Source organism: Paenibacillus sp. sgz302190, from assembly GCF_059820445.1.
Genome location: NZ_JBZYAO010000003.1, coordinates 239,927 through 261,066, shown reverse-complemented (window position 1 = coordinate 261,066; position 21,140 = coordinate 239,927). Strand labels below are relative to the sequence as shown.

Genomic DNA, 21,140 nt, shown 5'->3' with positions numbered 1-21,140 from the left:
TCATTTGGTCTGAACCCTCCCTCGATTGAAAGTGCTTTCACAACTATGATCTTACTTTTTCGGCCCCTCCGTTTCCCACACAAAATACCGTTATATTTGTTCAAAAATCAGATACATTTCGTATCAGTCCCGATGCGCCTTTCCATTCGACAAATTCAGCCATGACTAAAGGCTCATGACAACAAAAAGACCGCCTTTTGGCGGTCATAAAGCGATTAAAGAGCATCTAGGAGTCTGTCCGATGAACCACGTAGAAGGTATATATACAAAATGACAGTAATTATGCAGCGTAAGCGGCAATATATGCAGTCATTATTCAGTGGGCATGCACAAAAGTAACTCCGTCGGACAGACTCCTAGCCATGCACCCCCCCAACTAATCGGGGGCAATGACGATAGGGTCCAACCGGGATTTGGATCAGGCTGGTTATTCCTTGCGAAGTCATCTTGTAGATCTCATCACACAATCTGACATCAAATCCGAGGAGCGGATGTCCCCCCAGCCCGATTGCAGATGCCGCCAACAGTAAACGCTGCACGAGCATCCCCGCTTCCATCTGTTGGATGCGGTATCCCCTATACCCCAGTGCTGTTACGAGATGATCTTTGTCTCCTGCCACATGAAAGCATAGCGGAACCTGGGACAGATTCACGTTGTCGGAAGGCATGCCCTGCTGCAGCTTGAGCCGATGATCTCCCTGGCGTACCGGCCGCAACGTATGAGCAGCGCTATCATAATGGTAAGCGCCGTCCGGAATGCCTTCAACGTTATACAAGCAGCTGTACAGCGAGACGCGAGAAACGGGGTTCTCATGAGCTCCATCCAAATCATTCCGGTACCTGCAGGAGGCCGTTGCCTCCTGCAGCAGCAAGGCCAACTGCTCTTGGCTTACCTTGCCCATAATAAAATCGCCGTCAGGCGAAAACCGTTTTCGGCTTATTGACGCCAGATCATACGACAACCGCTTCACGCGGGGCAGAGCCACCGCTTGATCCTCGCAGCGAACGATCTTCTCTGCGCCAATATGCCCTAACGGCCGAAACGATTCCAGCAAGGATGCTTCGTTCATTTTGATGAGCATCGGAAACTCCTTGACCCTCCGGGATCGGACGTAGTGATCATGCTGAACCGCTCTCAACTCCCGGCACAATTCGGTGGCGGAGCACTCCCGCTCTCCCTCATTCCTACCCGCGAACCATTGGTTCGCAGGCTCCATCGATAGCGGAATCACCGCATACACGCTCTCCTCTCGTTCCGATATCCCGAGAAGACCATTCACGGCTCGATCAAGGAACTGGAAATACACGCCCGACGAGAAGCCGAACCGTTTCGCCACTTCCAAGAGCTGCCCGATTAACGCACCCGCATCCAGTCCTTGCAGACGATAGGAAAAGTTATTGTATTTAAAGAAGTTTTTCCAAAACAGGGTCGATACAAAAACAGCGCCAAAGCAAGCCGAAACGTCACAGCGATTGCCAAGAGCCCGAGCTAAATAGGCATCGAAGCTGCCTTTGCGCAGCAGCACCAAGCGGTGGTGCGCCACATCATAATGATAGACCCCCTCGGGCAAATCCTCCAGTTTCAGATACACGTATAATTCACTTGGATATAACGCTCCCCCCGAGGGGGCAAACCGCCGGTACAACTGCAGCAGGCCCATGTTTTGTATCATGGAATTCGAGGTAGGGACGGACTGGGACAATTGAGTGAGTCCGAATATGTACCAGAGAAAATGACCCATATGGCGAAGGTCAGGCAGCACCTGCGCTTCACCGCCATCAAGCGTCAGCGGTACTTCCGGCGATAACGGAACCACAGGCAAACCGCGGTAGAGCTTATATGCAAGCGGTCCGTCTTCCCAATCCACCACTGCGTCCGGCGGTTTGGTCTTGTCAATGTCATAATGCAAATTGTGCAGAAATGCCTCCAGATTCATACTTTTCCCTCCTGATAGGAACGAGGGTGTAAACCACTCCACGCTTCAATTTTGGCTACCCTAGTGACAACTTATGGGAACGGATGCGGGTATGGATTGAGATGTTCCAGCGTCAGGGGCTGCTTCGCATACCCGAGTTCCACCGGTACCCTCAACACCCGCTCAAGCCCTGCCACACGGGTAAAGTGATGTCCGAATGTCATCGGCAGCATCCCAGGGATCAGCACTTTCACGCAATGCAGTCCATTTCGAATGATTTCCGGCGATGACAGATCCACCACGATCACATCAAGATTCAATCGGTGGAACGCCTGAAGAACATCTTTCAGATCGTCCGTTAAATCAGCATGCCTGGCCTCCCGCTTAAATTCCTCTTCAAACGATCGCAGCGGGCGATTGTCATCCAGCAGAAATTGCAGGCGCTCCTGCGCTTGCGGCAAAGCGTACAGCAGTGAATGATCCTCCATCTGATGCACCAGGGAGGAATCGTGAAGCATCCGATCATACGCATCCCGGTTCGCTTCAAATTTCTTATCAAGATTCAATACCATGCCGGCCAACTCGTGAACCGCGCCTTTCACCGCCCGCACCGGATCAGGATGAGCTCCGGCCGCACAAATGAGATTAACTCCTGTTTGTTTATTGTTTTTCGCTATCCCCCAAACACTGGGAATCCCGTGCTCCATCGTCGAGTTGTAGAAATACACATCGAACCCCGCCACAGCTCGCAAACGATCGATCATCAGCTGCAATTCCCGGTCGTTAGCAGAATAAGGGTCAAGGCGCTGGAGAGGCAGCTGCGCATACCAAGTCATCAGAAATGAATCTCGCTCCACTACTTCCAATATGCCGTACAAAATAGCCTCCTCCAAGCTTCCTCCTAACGCGCATCCGTTGGAAGACTCGAAGACGAAAGAGTGACCGCAGCCCATGCTGTAATAGGCGAGCTGCTCCGGAACCAGAATCGCACGCTCTTGCAGAAACGAATAGCCCCATACCCAATCAATGGGGCGGTCAGGATCGAACGTCGTGAACGGATACCCCGGCTGAGCATACCGCTCCTCCGTGTGCACCCCTACCTTGACGGGGTCGAGCGCTTGATCTTCCAGATTGCGGAAGCTGCCATGAACGACCGTCCGTTTGCCTCGGGGCGCCAGACCGCAATACCGTTCCAATCCTTCTAAAATGGCGGTCAACTCGCTCACCGCGTAAGAATGAGTTCTACCTGCCGTTCCTACGTCCTCAGCGATCAACGGCAGATTCACGCTCACATCGGCAAACGGCGACGCAAGGTCAACCATTTTCCCATTCAAAAAACCGGTCCGGTTGTCCAGATAGTCTTTAGTCAGCACTTTTTTCAGATCATCCATCGGGCGCGAGCGGTAACTGTCCAAGCTGATCTTTGGACTTGGCTTCAGCGAAATTTGGGCTGCTGCCGATGAATCGTCAGGCAATCGGCTGCAAACCGGACACAGCGGGTCAGGGAGAAAGAAGTGAAGTGTGCTTTCCAGCGTTTTCAGGTTGATCACAGACACTTTCTCTGCCAATTGAACCGGTTTGCCTTGCAGCATCCTCCTTGCCTCCGCCACCATCAGATGAGCGGCTTGCAAAAGTCCCGTACGCGAAGCCCACGCATCTCGCGGTATTCCCCCGTGCGCCGTTAGCCTCTGCTGCAGCGCCCGCATCTCCCTGCGGTCGCGTCCCGCCATGAGGCGCCGCGTGTCCGCACACTGGGAGCACCCTTGTGAACCCGGGCGAACCAGAGGCCCGATCACGCCCTCGCCGAATGAAACGAAGCCGCGCAGCCAAGGGATGCCGGCTGGCTGCAGCAGCTCTTCCGCCTTTTGATGAACATAAGGATGCCAAGCATCGTGCAGCACCAGGGCCAAATCCACCGTTTCCGGTACTCCTGCCTGGAAATCGTTCTGACGTACGACTTCGAATCGGGTTGACAGTTCTTCGTAAACACAGTCCGCCAACACCCCGTCTCCCACAATCATAACGATGGCGCTCACCGGGATTCCTCCTCTCGCAGCAACACGCCAAACACTCCTGCCATTTCTTCTTTCGAAAATGGTTCTACGGCCAGATCGAAGACCAAGAGCCGTTTACAGTTCCGTTCCAAGACCTGCAAGGCGGACTGCAGAACCTCCGATTTTACCGTCGCTTCGCAGGATGGAATCTCAAGGCTTAGCGGCAACTGTTCCGCCAGACTTACGGACGATACCTCCAAATGTTGCGATGTGAGACTAGCCGGTTGGTTTTGTGCCTCCAATAGAGCCTGTTGCAAAGCATCCCGCAACGCAAAAGTTACATTCAAGCCTACACCGCCATACCAGCGATCACCCGTACCGACCCAAACCACTGGGAAACCGGACACTGTCTCTCCCAAGCCAATCATCGGCGCTCCCATCATCGTCGTCAAAGCCTGCAAATAAAACTGGCAATGTTTATCTTCTATCGCAGACAATTGTACTCGAAAGACAGACGGCTCCTGACACGCCAGTTGCTTGCCCATCTCCTCAGCCAAACACCTTAGCAACCCCCGGCCAATGCCTTCCGCAACCGTTTCTCCCGCTCCGACGCCGATAAATTGCTGCGGTTCTATCTTGCTGCCCTCTGCCTCCTGATGGGAGGAAAGCGCCGCGACGAGCAGGCCTGCCATTCGCGACACATACGCTTCAATCCCAGCCAGCCCTGCTTCCCGCCGCGCTCCTTCATGCGTCAGATCGGTACAAATAATGTCCGGCAGCAGCCTAGCCGGCCCTTCCGATAGCGGATCGATTGGCTGGATGCGACACTGAGAGAGCGGCAGCTGCTTTAAGTCCCCCTCCTCCCAAATATGGAAAATCCCTGATTCCGCCGATGCCAACCGGCTGAAGTAAGGAAGCAAGCCGCTCTCACTTTTGCTTGATCTCCGCTCGAGCTGCTGTTCGAAATCGTGAATCCATTCAACTGCGGTGCGTCCGGTCACAAGCGGATGGGACATGAACGAATGCCATTTTCCTTCCAGAGTCTCCAGATTAAGCAGGAAGAATCGATTGCTTGGTTCCGAATCGTTCGTTCCTGTAATCTTTTTTAATAATTCAAACACGGCCACATTCGCTAACAGCGCTCCCGCTGTGGAAGAAAAGGCGTGCAGCTCCGGGTCTTTACAAATCGCGGATTCGTGTATGCTGCGCCACGCTGACTCCCAGCAGCCCTCAGAGTCCGGATGCACAAGAGGGCCCGCCATACCCGCCTGCTGCAGACAAACAGCGGGAAGAAACACCTTCTTCTCCTCTCTGCACACCCCATGTAGAACCCGCAGTTCCTCGATATCACCCTCCTGTGACACAAACAAAATCGAATCAAACGGCCTAACAGCCTCCCGCCAACTACGAACCCCCTCCTTCTGCAGGGTAACCTCCTCTATGGCTGCCTCGGGGTCCGTTTTACGGGCATGTGCCGCCAGTTCCAGCATCCGTTGCCGATCAGTCGGCTCTGAGCCCGAGACCAGCACGTGTAACTTGGGCAATCCGGATTCAAGCAGCGCGGAAATGAGCGAGATCAAAAATGGGCCGGAGCCGACCGCCAATACTTTGGACTGACGATAGGATTGAAACCGGTACGCACCCGAATCACCGAAATGGTCCAAAAATTCAATTTGAGAAGCATACTTTTGAAGAACCTCTTCAGACAGTTGATGTGGAGTGTCTTGACTCACATCCCGAACAAACCCATTACGATACAACATTTCTGCAATTCCATATACCTGGTTCCGGTGTCCGTCCGGCAATCCGTCTGTCAAATCCGCCAACCTATGCTCCCCGTTGAATATCGGTATCAGCTTTTCAATCCACTGATCGATCGATTCTCCTTCCATGCGGAACGAGCTTACATTGTTACGAAAATACACACTACCGTTTGGATCAGGGAGAAAAAACGTATCTCTATTCATCTTCGGTCGCATCGAAGGGCTCAAATTTGCCATTCTATTCCTCCTCCGTAAGCTGTTCTCAATCTGCTTCACCTCTTCACAAATAATCTTATGTACAGCTAATTGTCCCTCATGTCTTATTCTTTAAGAGAAGCTAGACATGGGAAAAACCCCTCGGTTTGCTGGAGGGGCTTTCCATTATCGGCAAGAACCAATTCAATGTCCTCAACGGTGGCAGTGATGACAGCGATGGCAATTGTGGCATCGGTGACAATTAAAGCAATTGGAGCAATTGAAGCAATTGGAACAGTTAAAGCAATTGGTGCAGGTAAAGCAATTGGTGCAATTAAAGCAGTTGGTGCAGGTAGAGCAGTTGGTACAGGTAGAGCAAAAGAAGACGCATAATCGAGCATCTTGCTGGCCCTGCGCGTCCCAAGGCGTCACCTCTGTCGCACTGAACTCGGAAACATTCAACTTCTGTAGATCATTTTGGAAATCATTCATTTGCTAAAACCTCCGTTTAATAAATTGTTGTGCCGGCAGCATGCTCTGGCACTGGTAAAATGAACAGAACCAAGATAATCAGGAAACAACTTCCCCTATGAGATCCGCCCATTATTCGATTACCCCCATGACAACATATGAACTCAGTTCCGCTCTTGTTACTGATCAAAATGCCTATATTTTAGTGCTTTTCCTAACTAAATATCTACAAATAGACTTAATATCTAGCTAACAGCGAGTTAATAAATCCGTTCTATTCTTAGTAAGGGTTTACGGCAACCCTAGACTATACTACAAGAAGGATGTGGCTCATGTTGAAATTATTAAAAAGAAGAAAGGGATTTGTGAAAAAAAAGGGTGCAATTTTGTTAGGCGTGTGGTTTGCGTTTTTCTGCTTTTCAGGAATTTTTTTCAATACGCATGCAAATGCTGCTGCTTCATCTCATGTTGTTATTAGTCAAATTTATGGTGGCGGCGGGAACAGTGGTTCGTCGTACAAAAATGATTTTATTGAACTCTACAATCCTACGAATTCCAGCATAAACTTGTCCGGATGGTCCGTTCAGTACGCTTCTGCAAGCGGCTCATTTAGTAACATCACAAATATATCGGGCAGCATTGACGCTCATCAATACTTTTTAATCGCAGAAGCAAGCGGAGGCAGCGGAACAGTTAACCTGCCGTCACCTGATATAACAGGCACTATAAACTTAAGCGCAAGCAGCGGAAAAGTTGCATTGGCAAAAGTCACTACATCGGTATCCGGCTCAACAGATTCAAATGTTGTGGATTTTGTAGGCTACGGTTCTGCAAATGATTCAGAAACTTCTCCTGTAGGCACACTTTCAAATACTACAAGTGCAGAACGGAAAGATAACAACGGCGGAACAGCTCAGGATCAAGGTAATGGTTGGGACACTGCCAATAATGCAAACGACCTGTATATTACAAGCAGCATAAATCCTCATAATTCCTCAAACGCAGCACAGCCGCCATTAGCGCCACCTAATGATGACGATAATATGGGATTAGGCAATCCAAGCGGTGCAACCAGCGATATATCCAATTCCAATAATTATTTGATGATTAAATCACAATATGTTTTTTCTTACAATAACAGCAAACACGAGCCTAACTGGACCAGTTGGCACTTGGGTTCGGCTGATCTTAGCAGTACAGCGCGACAGGATGATTTTCGCCCGGACACCACACTGCCGTCAGGATGGTATGAGGTTAAAGCGAGTGAATTTTCGGGGACTGGATTCGACAGAGGACACATGTGCCCTTCCGGAGACCGTACATCTTCCGTTGCCAACAATTCAGCAACATTCCTGATGGATAATATGATTCCTCAAGCGCCAAATAACAACGAGGTTACCTGGGCAAACTTGGAGGATTATGAACGTTCGCTTGTTACGTCCGGCAACGAGGTATATATTATAGCCGGAGGTTACGGAAGCGGAGGCACCGGGTCCAATGGATACATGACTACTGTAGGGAACGGTGTTGTGGTACCGTCAAAGACATGGAAAATAATCGTAGTGCTGCCTAACGGAAATAATGATATTAGCAGAATAACATCTTCAACCAGAGTCATTTCTGTTCTGATGCCAAATGATCAGACGGTTTCTAGTCAGCCATGGGGCAACTATCGAGTAAGTGTAAATGATATTGAGTCTTTGACTGGCTATAATTTCCTTTCTTCAGTACCTACCAGCATCCGAAATGTCCTTAAGGCCAGTGTTGATAATGGTCCTACGAAGTAATATAATAATTGCCCAAATACATATTTAAGCTTAAAGATAAGGATCGTTGGAATAAAGTCAATCGATCCTTCATTCTTTGTGTCACAGGGAAAATCGCAGCCCGTTAATGCGCAACAAATTTACAATCATTGTTAATCAGCAGGATACAGGCAACGCGAAACGCGAAAAACCGCGGTGCGCATGTCAAAGGAGCATTTGATTCGTCCCGCCACCGGCGCAAACGAAGAGCTCGCCTATCCGGCCTATGCGGAAATTCCGTAGAAATTGCAGCAATTCAATTTTTACCTGTAAATTACCAAAACGCGACGCTTGTCGTTCAATTGTGCCCGGCCGAGTTTATTCAGCGGGGCGCCAAAGAGAAGAACGATGTGATTAGCCTGCGAATCTGCATGTTCCCTATTGGAACTGCAGGTCACAGGCTTTTTTTGCTGCGGATGATCGGCAGCTACGCGGATATAGCAATCCATAAGAAAGGCGGCATGTGCAATTCACGTATAATAAAACTTGTACAATTCTAAAATCCAAATTGAAAGGATGTGTCGACATTGGGACATTTGAGGCCTTTTCTTTTATCGGAGGATGCGCGTTCTCAAGCTGAGTTCTACACGCAATCGCTAGGCGGAGAGATCTTGTCTGTTATGACGCATGAGCAGTCAATGGGCGCACAACACGAGCTTAAGGACAAAGTCATGCATTTATGCCTGGCTGTTGCCGGAGGAAATTCAATTTTCATGGCTGATTCATTGGAGCCGTTGACGCAAGGCTCTGGTATTTTGCTAAATGTATCCTACAAAACAGATTCAGAAGCCAGCGAAGCATTCGCAAAGCTTGCGTTAGGCGGCAGTGTGAAAAAGCCTTTTGAACTGCAGCCTTTCGGCTTGTTCTACGGAGAACTCACGGATAAATACGGTGTCAATTGGATGATCACCGCCGATTAAACCGCCTGACATGCGCAAAAATATTACGGCCGCCAGTCAACCGGCGGCCTTTGGTCCGTGCGGCCCCCCGGTGCGCGGTATTGCGCCGCATGACGGCGGTCGGCAGACGCACTAACGCTGGAAATACGCCTGCTATAAAGCTTAATTCCGACGATGCGTGAATCGCAAAATCCACAGTGCTTCCGCGTGGAGACAAGCTTGCAACGGTAAGGGCGCGGGCAACAGCGGAGAAAACCTGCTAAAGCCCCCATGCCGTTGGGCGGTACCCATGAAGATGAAAGTAATGCATCACCAAGGGCACGGTCTTCTACTCGCCGACGCGGAGAAAACCTGCTAAAGCCCCTATGCCGTTGGCGGTATCTATGAAGACGAAAGTAATGCATCGCCATGGGCACGGTCTTCTACTCGCCGATACGGCAAAAACCTGCAAAAGTGCAGGTTTTTTCCCGTTGATCCGCTTGCAGCGCAAAATTCCTGCAAATGTGCAGGTTTTCCGGCCCAAAGTCACGCTACGCCCCGTCATGTCCGAGAAATTCCTGCACATTTGCAGGCTTTCCCGCCATTCCGGCCGCATCCATGGAAAAAACCTGCACTTTCGCAGGTTTTTGGCTTGCCAAGCCGTTTCAATGAACGGCTGCGCTAACTTGGGCGGCGAAACTAGACATGGTCGCCGGATCGGCGCCATGCGCCCCCCATGGGACTGCCATGGGGCTTCCCTTCCGCCGGGCCATAATCGCTCCGCGATAACTCGCGCCTTCCGGCTTCCGGCGGAAGAGCGCCCGCGGTCCGGGACCTTCGCGTCCCAGACCGCCGCGGCTTGTACCCCCGGCCCGCAACGGCCCGGCCCGGTCTCACCCATGCCGCCGGCTCAAACCGTGCCGCCGGACGCCGCCTCGCCCAGCGAATGCAGGTACAGCTGCTCGTAGTAGCCCTGCCGCTGCAGCAGCTCGCCGTGCGTGCCCTCCTCGACGATCCGGCCCTCGCGCATCACGATGATGCGGTCCGCGCCGACGATCGTCGAGATGCGATGCGCGATGATGAGCGAAGTTCTGCCCTCGGCTACGACCTGCAGAGCTGCTTGAATCAGCTGCTCCGTGTGCGAGTCAAGATTCGCCGTCGCTTCGTCGAGGATCAACACCTTCGGCTGGAACACGATGATGCGGGCAAAAGAAATCAGCTGCCGCTCGCCGGCGGACAGCCCGCTTCCCCGCTCCGATACGCGGGTATCGTAGCCGTCTTTCATCCGCATGATCAGCGGATCGGCGCCGACGAGCCTGCATGCGCGCATGACATCCTCCCGTCCGATCGTTTCGTCGAACATGCGGACGTTGTCCAAAATGCTGCCGGAATACAAGTACGGCTCCTGCTGCACGAGCCCGACGATGCGGTGCAGCTCCGCCTGCCGGATATCGCGAATATCGGTGCCGTCGATTTCGATGCTTCCCTCCCGCACATCGTAGAACCTGCACAGCAGGCTGATGAGCGAGCTTTTTCCCGCGCCCGTCGTGCCGACGATGCCGATCATTTCCCCCGGCCGGATCGACAGGTTCAAATGATCGATCACCGTCGCGTCTTCCCGGTAGCCGAAGCTGACGCCGTTAAAATCGATGGCCCCTTTCACCTGCGCTAGATCCACTTTCGCCGGGCGCTCCGCGTCGGTAATGTCCGGCTGCGTCGAAAAGACGTTCCAGATCCGGTTCACGGATACGGTTGCGGATTGCAGCGTGTTCCACTGCTGCGTGATGCTGTTGATCGGCTGGAAAAATTGCCGAATATAAGTGATGAAGGCATACAGCACGCCGAACTCGATCGTTTTATGAAAGACCGCCATGCCGCCCAGCCAGGTAATGAACGCTACCGAGAGATTGCCCAGCATATCAAAAGAGCGGTTGAACAGCACGTTCGTCCGGACTTCCCGCAGGTTGGCGCGAAAATACCCCAAATTGCGCTCGGAAAACCGGCCGTTCTGCTCGCGTTCCTGGTGAAACGCTTGAATCAGGTGCATGCCGGACAAATTTTCGGCGGCGAAGCCAATTAGCTGGGACAGTTGCGATCTCGACAGCTGGTATGTTTTGCGCATATATGTGCGAAACCCGATCGCGATAACCGCTATTACGGGGATTACGATCATGCTGTATAAAGTAAGCTGCGGATCGAGATGGAACATCAGCACAATAATAAAGACCAGTGTCATGCCGTCGCGCATCAAACTGAGCAACACCTGCGTGAAAAATTGATTCAGCGTCTCCGTATCGCTCGATACGTGCGTAATCAGGCTTCCGCTCGGCGTGCGGTCGTAGTAGGACATTGACATGCGGAAAATATGCGCGAACAAATCTTTGCGTATGCGGGCGACGACGCTTTGGCCGGCAAACTGCAGCAAATTGTTCTGCACATAGGTGAAAAACAGGCTGCCGACGGACAAGCCAAGGTAAAACAGACAGATGACCACGAGCGAGCGGTAATCGTTGCGGCCGCTCATCAGATTGTCGTCGATGGCGATTTTGACCAAATACGGCTGAAGCAAATCCGCCGCAATGCCCAGCAGCGTGCAGCAGAGCACGAGCAGGAACGTATATTTATGCGGCTTGGCATAATAGGATAACATGCGGAATGCCGACATGCCGGCTTTATTCGAAGGAGGTTTCGTCATCGTCCGCCATCCTCCTTCCTTCCTGGATGGCGTGCAGCTTGGCATACAAGCCGTTCTGCTCAAGCAGCTCCCGGTGCGTCCCGCGCTGCACGATCCGCCCTTCGTCCAGCACGATAATCTCGTCCGTGTGCTTCAGGGCGCTGATCCGGTGCGCGATCCAGATCGTCGTTTTCGCCGAGCGCTCCCGGCGGATCGTATCGATGATATGCTTCTCCGTCACCGAATCCACGGCGCTGACGCTGTCGTCCAAAATCATCAGCGGCGAATCTTTGATGATGCCTCTCGCCAGACTCGTTCGCTGGCGCTGACCGCCGGACAGCGTGACGCCCCGCTCGCCCAACTTCGTCTCGAACCGCTCGGGGAACGACGCGATGCTGGCGAATATTTCCGCTTTGCGCGCGGCGTGCTCCACCTGATCGAGCGGCGTATCCCTGCGGTAAAACGCGATGTTGTCGCGGATCGTCGTGCTAAACAGGAAGCCTTCCTGCGGCACGTAGGCGATCTGGCTGCGCAAGCTTTCCAGCGTATGCTCGCGGATATCTTTGTCGCCGATCCAGACCGTGCCTTCCGGCGGATCGTAAATGCGCAGCAGCAGCTTGACGAGCGTCGTTTTGCCGCTGCCCGTTTTGCCGATAATGCCTAGCGACTTACCCGGTTCAATCCGCAGGCTGATATCGTGCAGCACTTCGTCTTCCTCGCCGGGATATGCGAACGACAGGTGCTCGATGCGTATGGCCGAATGCTCGAAATCCGCTTCCTCGGGCTCTTCAAGCTCCTGAATGTCCGATTTCAGATCGAGCAAATCGTTGATCCGCTCCAGCGACGCTCTTGACCGCTGCATTGTATTGATGACCCGGCCGATTTGCTGAAGCGGGTTAACCATCATGCGGATGTACAGCGTCAACGATACAAAATGGCCCAACGTAATCCGCTGATGAATCGTCAAATAGCCGCCATACGCCAGCGTGACGATCAGCGACAGTGCGCCGAGAAACGGAATCAGCGCCTCAAACAGCGAGGACAGCCGGACGAGGCGGAGCTGGCTGTCGCGAATGCGGTCGACCGTATCGCCGAACCTGCGGTTCATAATCGATTCGACGGCGAACTTTTTGGCGACCCGGATGCCGCCGAATTGCTCTTCCGCCGATTCCGTCATTTTGCTCAGCGCCTCCTGCACGAGCAGCGACCGCTTTCGGATCACGGGGCTGAACCGGACGACGATGAACGGGATCAAGACCATCGGCGCGACGCAAACCGCGATCAGGTAATAGGGAATCGAGCTGAACAGCATCGAAACGATGACGGCCCCGATCAAAATCGTGGAGTTCACGATCTGGTTGATGCCCATCGATATCGATTCCCTTACGGCGGTCACATCGTTGACCACATAGCTGAGAAGCTTCCCGACGCCATGCTTCGAGTAAAAGCTTGCGCTCAGCTTCGTAAAATGCTCGAACAGGCGATTCCGCGCAACATATTCGAACCGCCTGCCGAACCGCATGATCATATACTGTCCGATGGCGATCAGTAACCCGTACGTAACGCCGATCGCGAGCAGCCCCAGGCTGTATTCGATGATGCGCGAACGGGTCAAGTCGCCCTGCTGCAGATGATCCGTGAACTGTCCGAGCATCTTGGGGTAGTACGAGTACACGATATTTCCCACCGAAATCATTAGCGCCGCGGCAGCATACATCAACCATTTCTCTTTGAGATAATCGCTTAATAACCGTGTAGAGTTCAAAAGAGAGTCACTTCCTATGCTTGTGATCACGTTGCCCTTTACTGTCATTATACGGTATTCGTTTTAAAATAGGCGATATCGCAGGGAAATTGTGTCCTCCTGGAACTTGGATCGTCCGGGATTCATTGACATCGGACCGCCCGGAAGGCGATAATAAAGTGATCGGCAGGTTCGATCCGTTCCCATTTTCATAAATAAGAAGGTGAAAACTTCAAGTGACTGTAAACGATTCCATGGGCTTCATCATCAGCAAAACGGCAAGGAAACTGAATCAACTGCTTACCCTTCGATTCCAACCCTACGAGATTACCCCCGAACAGTGGTCGGTTCTGAACAAACTGGCCGAAGACGATGGAATTTCCCAAAAAGAGCTGTCGATCCGAATTGAAAAAGACCCGACGAACGTTACCCGCATTCTCGACCAACTGGAACGCAAGGGTATGGTCAAAAGGGTCGCGAACGAGGAAGACCGCCGCTCCTTTTTGACTTATGCAACGGACAGCGGCCGCGCGCTAAGCGAACTGCTGGCGCCGATCGAGGCCGAGCTCGTGCAAAGCGTCCTTCAGGACATTCCGAAGGATGAGGTTGCGGTTTTGCGCAAAGCGCTCGATCAAATCAACGCAAATATCGAAAAGAAAAATCCCTCCGACCTGCAGTAAGCAGATTCGCAGGGATTGCCCGAGCCGCGGCGTTAGCGACCGGGCGCCGGCTTCGGTTCGGAGCCGCCGCGACCGCGGACCATGCCCCCAAGCTTTGGCCGCGCCTTTGGGTCACAGGCTGAATCTTCGCCGATAGTCGCATTTGCGGCACAACTCTTCAACGACTTCCCTTCGGGAGAAGCCGTCGTACAACCGGGTCGCGCGCTCGCCCTCGATGATGTCCGAGAAATGCTTTTGATGAATATTGCCCAGATTGATAACCCCTTCTCCGTCCAGACAACAAGGAATAACGGTACCGTCCACAAGAATGCCGGCCTGGTTGCGCAAGCCGTGGCAGAACCCTTTGCCCTCGTCCTCCTCTTCTTTCAGAGCAGGCCATACGAACTCGTAATCCTGATTGATATAGATGCGGTCGGCAATTTGGGTTCCTTTCCCGCGCACGACTTGCTCCTCGATTTTGTAGTCGAGATTAAACTCCTGCTCGATCATGCCGAGCAGCTCGCGGTTTCGCTGCCGCTCCTGATTCGTCGCGTTGTCCCGGTTCAGATTCCACAGGCGCAGCGAAAAGATGATGTCGGACGAGGTGGCGGCGGCTTCCTTGATAAAGCCGAGAATGCCGGCCAAATATCCCGCCTTGTCTTTGGAACCTTCGTGCCCGTCAAAGCTGTGCAGCGAAAAATTCATCTGTCTGAGCGCCGGCTTGTTCAGCAGCTTGTGCCTGTTTTTGGCAATGAGCGTGCCGTTGGACGTAATATTGACTTTAAGGCCGCGTTCGTGGCTCAGGTCCAGCAGCTCGTCGATTTTGGGATGCAGCAGCGGCTCCCCTTTTACGTGAAAATAAATATAGTCCGTATGCGGCTTGATTTGATCGAGCGTCTTGGCAAAATCGTCGACGGCAATGAAGTTGGCCTTTCGCTGCGTCGGAGGGCAAAACGTGCAGGCCAAATTGCAGACGCTCGTAATTTCAATATAAAATTTTTTAAACTTCTTCATTATGCGGATACTCCAGTTCTGATCAGACATGTTCCTTTACTTTAAACTTACACATGGCCGGGCATGCATGTCAATGTCAGATCCTGCTCAACCTTCGGCGGCAAACGTAAAAACCGTCCCCTGCGCGGCCAAAACGATCTCGCCCCGGTACATTTCGCCCGCCTCTACAGGCAGCCTGCTTACGTCTCCAAAATGCGGCAAATGCGTCAGCGCCAGCTTTTTTACACTCGCCTGCTCGGCCAGACGCCCCGCTTCGTGCGCGTTCATGTGCCCGTATTTCCGCGCTTGATCGAATCCGGCGTAAAAGGAAGCTTCGGCGATCAGCACGTCCGCCCCGCGGCAAAATTCGATCAACGAATCGTCGTAGTACGTGTCGGCGGTATAGACCAGCACTTGGCCGCCGACTTTCACTTTCACCGCCAGGCAGTACACTTCATGAAACGTTTGGAAAAAAGACAGCTCCATGTCGCCGAAACGCAGCGTATCCGCCGCGGACACAGCGCGGACGGCTGTGCCTTTCATCGAGGCGTATCCGCCCTGCTCCGCCGGCTTCGGGTCGCGAGCTATATAAACCGGCAGATCCGCCGTCCTTATTTGCAAATCGGTGTCGATCAGACAGGCGTACTGCAGGCAGCCGAAATCGGCGATATGATCGTGATGCGTATGCGTAATGATCGCGGCGGTAAGCTGATCGAGCTTGGCATACTTTTGCAGGCAGGACAGCACGCCGCTCCCGCAATCGATCAGGATGCGCTCCTGCCCATGCTCCAGCAAATAGCCTGCCGTAGCTTCTCCCGCTTTCGGATAGGCGCCCCATTGGCCGATCACCGTAAATTTCATCGCTATCCCTCTTTCTTATAGGTTTGGATTTTTTCAAAGGCTGCGGGCGCCATATAATTTCTGGCGAATTCCGCTTTATTCGAGAGCAAAAACATGCGCACAAGCGAACTGCTCGTTTGCATGTTAGGAGTAAAAGGCGACAAGTATACCGTATCCGCATCGGTCGTATTTCTTATGTACTGCTCCATCTGGAGCTCGTAATCGAGATCTGTCGCATTGCGGATGCCGCGAATGACGACATGAATGCCGTGGGCATTAATGTAATCCGCGACGATTCCTTCATAAGGCACGATCTTCGTCCGCTCCTGCTGCCTGGGGGAAATGGATACCCCGACCAGCTCGGTCCTTTGTTCGATCGTAAACAGGTGCTTCTTCGAACGGTTGTTGGCGATGACGACGTGGACTTCGTCGAACATTTTCAGCGCCCTCTCAATAACGGATAAATGACCCAGCGTAATCGGATCAAAACTCCCGGCGTATACGGCTTTCATGACAACACCTTCCTTTTCGAATCCAGTCTCGTTGCATGTACGGTTTTCCGGCATCTATGAGTCTGTCCGACGGAGATACGTGGTTCATCGGACAGACTCCTATGTATGAATTCGCGGTCGGTCGGCGGATTCCTTTTGAGAAAAGAAGAAGGAACGAGCGAAAATCGCATTGACAGTCCCGCCGAATAATGATATATTATGCGTCAAATTCATACTATTCCCATGTGAATTAATAAACGGAGGTGCACGTCATCTATGAAACTATTGAAATCTGCCCAAACCATACGCGCCATCGCATTATCCGCCGCTCTATTATCGTTCGGTACGGTTCATCAGGCGGCATTCGCTGCGCAATCCGGTCAAGCGAACGCGGAATACAAGCAATTTTTGAAAGATCATTACAACGTCAGCCTGGCTGCTTCCTTAACCAAAGGCGACTTCGTCAATGCGGTCAACAGCATTTTGAAGCTGCAGCCCAAAGATCAGTCCAATCCTTTTACCGATGTGCAAAAGAGCAGCCCTTATTATGACGCGGCCCGGGCGCTGTACGAGAACGGAATCATTACGGAAAAACAGCTGCAGGGCGAGCTGCCGCTTACCGAGCTGCAAGCGACTTTTATCGCGGTCAAAGCGGCCGGTTTGAAGGAACTGGCTTATACATATCCCCAGGACAAAATCAAAACCGCGCTGGCCAAGCTTAAGCTGGACGCCGGGCAGACCGGGGCGCTCACCGAGCAAGCTGCGCAAGAGCTGGCTGCCGCTGTAGATACGGGGCTCCTCGCCAAAGAGCGGTACGCCGATTTCAAGCCTGAAGCAGCTGCCGATAAGCGTTTTACGAGCGATTTGCTAGTCAAAATCCTCGATTTCCAGGGCCATTACAAGCATTATCTCGGCTTGACGACGGACGATGACATTTTCGGCAAAGTGCAGGAAGCCTGGAAGACGGAGGATCTTATTTCCGCCAAGGAGCTGCGCGCCGTTTTTGACAAAGCTTTGAGGCAAAATCTCGTGACCGGCTACAACTTGAAGGATACCCGGTATGACGCGAATTTCGATCCGAAGCTGTCGCTCACCTACGGGCATTCCGACATTACGCATGCCGTTCAGCTGATCGGCTTGCTGCGCAGCGAAGGCATTCAGGCCAAAGTGCAGCTGGAGCCCAAGACGTCGGCCTTCATTTATTTGAAGGAATGGGGCGAGCCGACGCAAACGGACGATTACCAGGTGGTGCAGATCGAGAACGGCAATTATATCGCTTATTCCAAAGAATACGATATCGAGTTCGAGTTTGACAATGCCGAGCAAAAGAATAAGTTCCAATCCGTCATTTTCCAATATGCCAAAAAGAACAGCGAGGATGCGAAAGGCCTGATTTACGCCTCCTGGTGGCAGCCGCTCTACTATTCTTTGACCGAGCTTCCGGATTATAAACAAATTTCCAACAACAAAATTACTAAAGGCCATTATTACGCGCAATCCTTTACCTTGAACGACAAATCCGCCGATCTCGCGGCAGGCATCAACAAGATCGATTCGAGCCTGCAGGTGGACAGCTATAAATTTTGGGTGGACGAGCCGTTTTACAACTACTTGTTAGGCGGCTACAAGTAAGTCGCGGTAATTCTTCAGCGCTTCCGAGGTACATCTCAATCCAAAGCTCCATGCCCCATCTCGCTTTCGAAACCAGCCTTGGATAGCTACGCCGAGATATTCCAGCTCAGGAATAATCCTTCCCTCGGGCGTAGTCTTCTCGATCAGGTGAAGCGTCATGGTTTTTTCGGGGGAAAGTTCCAATCGCAATTTCATCATGGTCGATTGAACGATATCTTCCCCACGTCGTACCTCATCTTCCTCTCGTCCAAAGAGTACGAAATCGTCCGCATAGCGGACGAATCGTACTTTTTCTTTTTCCAGCTCCCAATCCAGCTCATTCAGATCTTACCCTTTAGGGTTTTAGGTTCCGGAGAGTACGCACCGTTCCCAATTCAATACGAACCCATATTCTGCAAGTTTTCTCTATACATTGATGGTATAATTGAGTCAGAAAGCTTAAATATGATGTGAACGAAGTTATTCAAAAATATAGCTTTCAACCGCTATTTAAAGAGCAGTTTCATCTTCGGCATTATCCACCGGTCAAGTATAGATTTGACTTTTACGATAAGTGTTACGTAGAGTGAAAGGAACTGCCACTTCTGGAGACTACGGAGCTGATATATTGATTGAAAAGGACGACAAATAATATGAATAAAGATAAACAAGAATTAATCCTGGAGCTGCAGGAGTTATACCGTCAGATCATACATGTTTCGTCACAATTATGGGAAACCAATCAGATAACCAAAAGCGGATCATGGGCCATTATTGCCAAAAATGAGTCTTCGCTGAGAATTCAAGAAATAGTCAATTTGGATTTCAAGAAAAAAATAGTGTTTTCCTCAGAATTGCGTGATTTGCGTGAATTTGCAAATGACATTTTGGATAGGGCAAATCTTCTTCTTGAAGAGGATCTTCAACAAATAGGCAAGGAAAAACTACTGTGAACCTAGCCGAGAACGATTTGAATCGGCTTGCCAAAGCAGAAGCAAATCTTCAATCGCAAGGATGTCGAGTGCTTTCGGATCCGTCGAATGGTAATATATAGGTGATAATCCCTGCTTCAACAATCTTCAACCAGGGGGAGGTTGATTAGTCTGTCTAAACCTTTTTTATTCTTATTGGAACTGTTACGGATAGTCATTTTTTTGGTTATTGGCTTTGGCGTACTTGGGTGGGTAGAACAATTAATTTTATATTCTCCTTTTAAAATTAAAATAGAAGAATACTTTAGTGGCTGTTGTCCTGATTTTTTCCCCATTGATGCTACCTTTGGAAGGTGGGGTCAACCAGAAGATGTCGCGGATATAGCTGCTTTTCTAGCTTCTCCCGACAGCCGTTGGGTAACCGGGCAATTGATTGATGCCAGTGGGGGCTCTCATTTGTAAAGTCACGCATTATTACAGCAATTGTTGTTGCGACGATTCCAAAAACCGGATTCCTTTTTGAATAAAGGGGCCGGTTTTTCATGCAATGAATTGCTTAGCGTACGATTTTTCCGTTTCGTGAGGTGCCCCCTGTGAATTTATTTCCGTTTAGCCCCCCCTAAGCGGAAATAAATGGGGCGCATTTCTCCATACTTGCGCAGTCAAAGGCGGCACGCTCGTCATAACATAAATAATAGAGGACGAGACATTCGAGAGGGCGTGCAAGCATTTATGAAAAAAAGAGCGGGAACATCCAACCATAAAAGGGCCGGGAGCCGCCCGGAACCGCAAACGATGGCGCAAATTCAGGCGGTTATGAACAGAGTGCCTGTTCTAATTGTAACGAAAGACGGAAGCTGCTATTGCGGAATTGTCCGGGAAGCGCAGGACGGGGAACTGCTGATCGAAGGCGTAAAAGGCAAGCGGAAGCTGTCCCGAAATCCGGCCAGAGCGAAAGCGCAAATTTCGTCGCTGGGCGGATTGGGCGCGTTAGGCGGTCTGGGCAATCTGCTCGGCAAATCCGGAGGTTTAGGCGATTTAGGCGGGCTTTTGGGCGGTCTTGGGGGAGCCGGAGGATTAGGCGGTTTGGGGGGCGGAAACTTTTTCGGATCAATCGGCAGTTTTATGAAAATAGGCATGGGCGTGCTTAAATTCGTTATGCCGCTGATGAAAGGTTTCGGCATCTAGGTTCGCGGCGATGCGGCGGCCCACAAGGCCTGCAGTTGTGCAGCTTCCTGTATTTTAACTGCGGATTCTCGTTTGGGAAAAAAGACTGCTCCGACAATTACAGCTGATCACTCTCCGGTTTTCGCCCGCCATACCCTGCACGCTGCGTGTTTCGTCAGGGCCGTTTTATGGCGGGGCCGTCATTATAGATCGGAAATGTCCCGATATTCAATTACGGCAAATGTCCTGCCCTATTTTATTTTCTTTCATGAATATTTCCATCTCTTGGATGCTTCACGCCACTTGAGTAACCATGATGGAAAAAAACTCCGCTCGTATGCATCTTCGCTTTCTCCTTTGATATAGTCTGCCGTTCGGAGCGCTAGCGACATGACCGTATTCGTAAGAGTTCCGGCACCTGACGTGACAAAAATGCTCGCATCGCAAATAAAAAGGTTGGGAATATCGTGAGTTTGTCCAAACGAATTAACGACTGAGGATTTGGGATCATTCCCCATCCGGCAGCCCCCCATCATATGAGCGGTGTCAGGAATGACGAATTCAACTGTGCCTCCCGCAGCCGCGAGTATTTCTCTCATTTTACCTACCGCATGGTCGATGAGTTTCCGGTCATTATCTCCGTATCTGAACTGGGGGGATAAGGCGGCTCCCCGGGGAAAAAGCCTGCGAAAGTGCAGGTTTTCTCCAGGAAAGTGGTTCATTTTAGCGAAAAGCCTGCGAAAGTGCAGGAATTTTCGCCAAAAATGAACCTGAGCCCATGTTCGCGGCGAAAAGCCTGCACATTTGCAGGAATATGCCGTGGCCGGCGCATCCGTCGAGCAAAAACTGTACTTTTGCAGGTTTTCTTCACGCAACCAGGCGGATGGTGCGACCGGCCGGCTCTGGCGCGCGGGTTTCTCCATAGCCTGCGAAAGTGCAGGCTTTCTACCGTCGCGCGTTGTGCCGCCGCCATGTGCCCGGCGGCACAACGCGCGCCCGGGATTCGC

The 21,140-nt window shown here is 51.6% G+C and carries 16 protein-coding genes and 2 pseudogenes; 7 read left to right on the top strand and 11 right to left on the bottom strand.

Features of this window, described 5'->3' with window-relative positions; genetic code table 11:
• Positions 1–356 precede the first annotated feature (356 nt).
• From AC6RNO_RS06250 to AC6RNO_RS06235, 4 genes are all read right to left on the bottom strand, one after another.
• The gene (locus AC6RNO_RS06250; protein ID WP_497104963.1) at positions 357–1,937 is read right to left on the bottom strand and encodes a SagB family peptide dehydrogenase; all 1,581 of its coding nucleotides are present in this window, start codon (positions 1,935–1,937) and stop codon (positions 357–359) included.
• 71 nt (positions 1,938–2,008) lie between these two features.
• The gene (locus tag AC6RNO_RS06245) at positions 2,009–3,937 is read right to left on the bottom strand and encodes a TOMM precursor leader peptide-binding protein (protein ID WP_497105019.1); all 1,929 of its coding nucleotides are present in this window, start codon (positions 3,935–3,937) and stop codon (positions 2,009–2,011) included.
• Between the two features lie 11 nt (positions 3,938–3,948).
• Positions 3,949–5,910: a putative thiazole-containing bacteriocin maturation protein gene (locus AC6RNO_RS06240; RefSeq protein ID WP_497104962.1), complete on the bottom strand. Its 1,962-nt coding sequence runs from the start codon at positions 5,908–5,910 to the stop codon at positions 3,949–3,951.
• 171 nt (positions 5,911–6,081) lie between these two features.
• Positions 6,082–6,360, bottom strand: a complete 279-nt coding sequence (locus AC6RNO_RS06235; RefSeq protein ID WP_474681665.1) for a heterocycloanthracin/sonorensin family bacteriocin — start codon at positions 6,358–6,360, stop codon at positions 6,082–6,084.
• Between the two features lie 311 nt (positions 6,361–6,671).
• On the opposite strand from AC6RNO_RS06235, the gene AC6RNO_RS06230 reads away from it, so the two are divergent.
• On the top strand, positions 6,672–8,126 hold the full coding sequence (locus AC6RNO_RS06230; RefSeq protein WP_488436584.1) for a DNA/RNA non-specific endonuclease: 1,455 nt from the start codon (positions 6,672–6,674) through the stop codon (positions 8,124–8,126).
• 536 nt (positions 8,127–8,662) lie between these two features.
• Complete coding sequence (locus AC6RNO_RS06225) at positions 8,663–9,064, top strand: VOC family protein (RefSeq protein ID WP_497104961.1); 402 nt, start codon at positions 8,663–8,665, stop codon at positions 9,062–9,064.
• Between the two features lie 868 nt (positions 9,065–9,932).
• Here AC6RNO_RS06225 and AC6RNO_RS06220 read toward each other — a convergent pair.
• Positions 9,933–11,717 (bottom strand): ABC transporter transmembrane domain-containing protein, encoded by a 1,785-nt coding sequence (locus tag AC6RNO_RS06220; protein WP_497104960.1) that lies wholly within the window; start codon positions 11,715–11,717, stop codon positions 9,933–9,935.
• Positions 11,695–13,461, bottom strand: coding sequence for an ABC transporter transmembrane domain-containing protein (locus tag AC6RNO_RS06215; RefSeq protein WP_497104959.1), 1,767 nt, complete (start codon positions 13,459–13,461; stop codon positions 11,695–11,697). The genes AC6RNO_RS06220 and AC6RNO_RS06215 overlap by 23 nt, the downstream gene beginning before the upstream one ends.
• 215 nt (positions 13,462–13,676) lie before the next feature.
• On the opposite strand from AC6RNO_RS06215, the gene AC6RNO_RS06210 reads away from it, so the two are divergent.
• A complete protein-coding gene (locus AC6RNO_RS06210) occupies positions 13,677–14,120 on the top strand; it encodes a MarR family winged helix-turn-helix transcriptional regulator (protein WP_474681667.1) in 444 nt (147 codons plus the stop codon).
• A gap of 111 nt (positions 14,121–14,231) precedes the next feature.
• Here AC6RNO_RS06210 and AC6RNO_RS06205 read toward each other — a convergent pair whose 3' ends face one another.
• The 3 genes from AC6RNO_RS06205 to coaD all read right to left on the bottom strand — a co-directional run bounded on the left by AC6RNO_RS06205 (position 14,232) and on the right by coaD (position 16,444).
• A complete protein-coding gene (locus AC6RNO_RS06205) occupies positions 14,232–15,113 on the bottom strand; it encodes an SPASM domain-containing protein (RefSeq protein WP_497104958.1) in 882 nt (293 codons plus the stop codon).
• 87 nt (positions 15,114–15,200) lie between these two features.
• On the bottom strand, positions 15,201–15,953 hold the full coding sequence (locus tag AC6RNO_RS06200) for an MBL fold metallo-hydrolase (RefSeq protein WP_497104957.1): 753 nt from the start codon (positions 15,951–15,953) through the stop codon (positions 15,201–15,203).
• A gap of 2 nt (positions 15,954–15,955) precedes the next feature.
• Positions 15,956–16,444, bottom strand: a complete 489-nt coding sequence (gene coaD, locus AC6RNO_RS06195; protein ID WP_474681670.1) for a pantetheine-phosphate adenylyltransferase — start codon at positions 16,442–16,444, stop codon at positions 15,956–15,958.
• A 255-nt stretch (positions 16,445–16,699) separates the two neighbouring features.
• On the opposite strand from coaD, the gene AC6RNO_RS06190 reads away from it, so the two are divergent.
• The gene (locus AC6RNO_RS06190; RefSeq protein ID WP_497104956.1) at positions 16,700–18,055 is read left to right on the top strand and encodes an S-layer homology domain-containing protein; all 1,356 of its coding nucleotides are present in this window, start codon (positions 16,700–16,702) and stop codon (positions 18,053–18,055) included.
• Here the strand turns inward: AC6RNO_RS06190 and AC6RNO_RS06185 are convergent.
• Positions 18,038–18,358, bottom strand: a complete 321-nt coding sequence (locus AC6RNO_RS06185; RefSeq protein WP_497105018.1) for a reverse transcriptase domain-containing protein — start codon at positions 18,356–18,358, stop codon at positions 18,038–18,040. The two genes, AC6RNO_RS06190 and AC6RNO_RS06185, sit on opposite strands and share 18 nt — an antisense overlap.
• Before the next feature lie 329 nt (positions 18,359–18,687).
• Here AC6RNO_RS06185 and AC6RNO_RS06180 point away from each other — a divergent pair, with 329 nt between their 5' ends.
• The 3 genes and pseudogenes from AC6RNO_RS06180 to AC6RNO_RS06170 all read left to right on the top strand — a co-directional run bounded on the left by AC6RNO_RS06180 (position 18,688) and on the right by AC6RNO_RS06170 (position 20,154).
• Positions 18,688–18,987, top strand: coding sequence for a hypothetical protein (locus AC6RNO_RS06180; protein WP_488436578.1), 300 nt, complete (start codon positions 18,688–18,690; stop codon positions 18,985–18,987).
• Between the two features lie 318 nt (positions 18,988–19,305).
• Positions 19,306–19,428: pseudogene (locus tag AC6RNO_RS06175) on the top strand (SDR family oxidoreductase); the annotation flags it as partial.
• 270 nt (positions 19,429–19,698) lie between these two features.
• Entirely contained in the window at positions 19,699–20,154 is a 456-nt protein-coding gene (locus AC6RNO_RS06170) for a hypothetical protein (protein WP_497104955.1), read from the top strand.
• 329 nt (positions 20,155–20,483) lie between these two features.
• Here AC6RNO_RS06170 and AC6RNO_RS06165 read toward each other — a convergent pair.
• Positions 20,484–20,783 (bottom strand): annotated as a pseudogene (locus tag AC6RNO_RS06165) (GMC oxidoreductase); the annotation flags it as partial.
• Positions 20,784–21,140 lie beyond the last annotated feature (357 nt).

Coding starts and splice junctions, on each gene's coding strand:
- AC6RNO_RS06170 (WP_497104955.1), top strand. CDS start 19,699: ATGAAAAAAAGAGCGGGAACATCCAACCATAAAAGGGCCGGGAGCCGC.
- AC6RNO_RS06235 (WP_474681665.1), bottom strand. CDS start 6,360: ATGAATGATTTCCAAAATGATCTACAGAAGTTGAATGTTTCCGAGTTC.
- AC6RNO_RS06180 (WP_488436578.1), top strand. CDS start 18,688: ATGAATAAAGATAAACAAGAATTAATCCTGGAGCTGCAGGAGTTATAC.
- AC6RNO_RS06245 (WP_497105019.1), bottom strand. CDS start 3,937: ATGATTGTGGGAGACGGGGTGTTGGCGGACTGTGTTTACGAAGAACTG.
- AC6RNO_RS06250 (WP_497104963.1), bottom strand. CDS start 1,937: ATGAATCTGGAGGCATTTCTGCACAATTTGCATTATGACATTGACAAG.
- AC6RNO_RS06240 (WP_497104962.1), bottom strand. CDS start 5,910: ATGGCAAATTTGAGCCCTTCGATGCGACCGAAGATGAATAGAGATACG.
- AC6RNO_RS06190 (WP_497104956.1), top strand. CDS start 16,700: ATGAAACTATTGAAATCTGCCCAAACCATACGCGCCATCGCATTATCC.
- AC6RNO_RS06220 (WP_497104960.1), bottom strand. CDS start 11,717: ATGACGAAACCTCCTTCGAATAAAGCCGGCATGTCGGCATTCCGCATG.
- AC6RNO_RS06200 (WP_497104957.1), bottom strand. CDS start 15,953: ATGAAATTTACGGTGATCGGCCAATGGGGCGCCTATCCGAAAGCGGGA.
- AC6RNO_RS06230 (WP_488436584.1), top strand. CDS start 6,672: ATGTTGAAATTATTAAAAAGAAGAAAGGGATTTGTGAAAAAAAAGGGT.
- AC6RNO_RS06205 (WP_497104958.1), bottom strand. CDS start 15,113: ATGAAGAAGTTTAAAAAATTTTATATTGAAATTACGAGCGTCTGCAAT.
- coaD (WP_474681670.1), bottom strand. CDS start 16,444: ATGAAAGCCGTATACGCCGGGAGTTTTGATCCGATTACGCTGGGTCAT.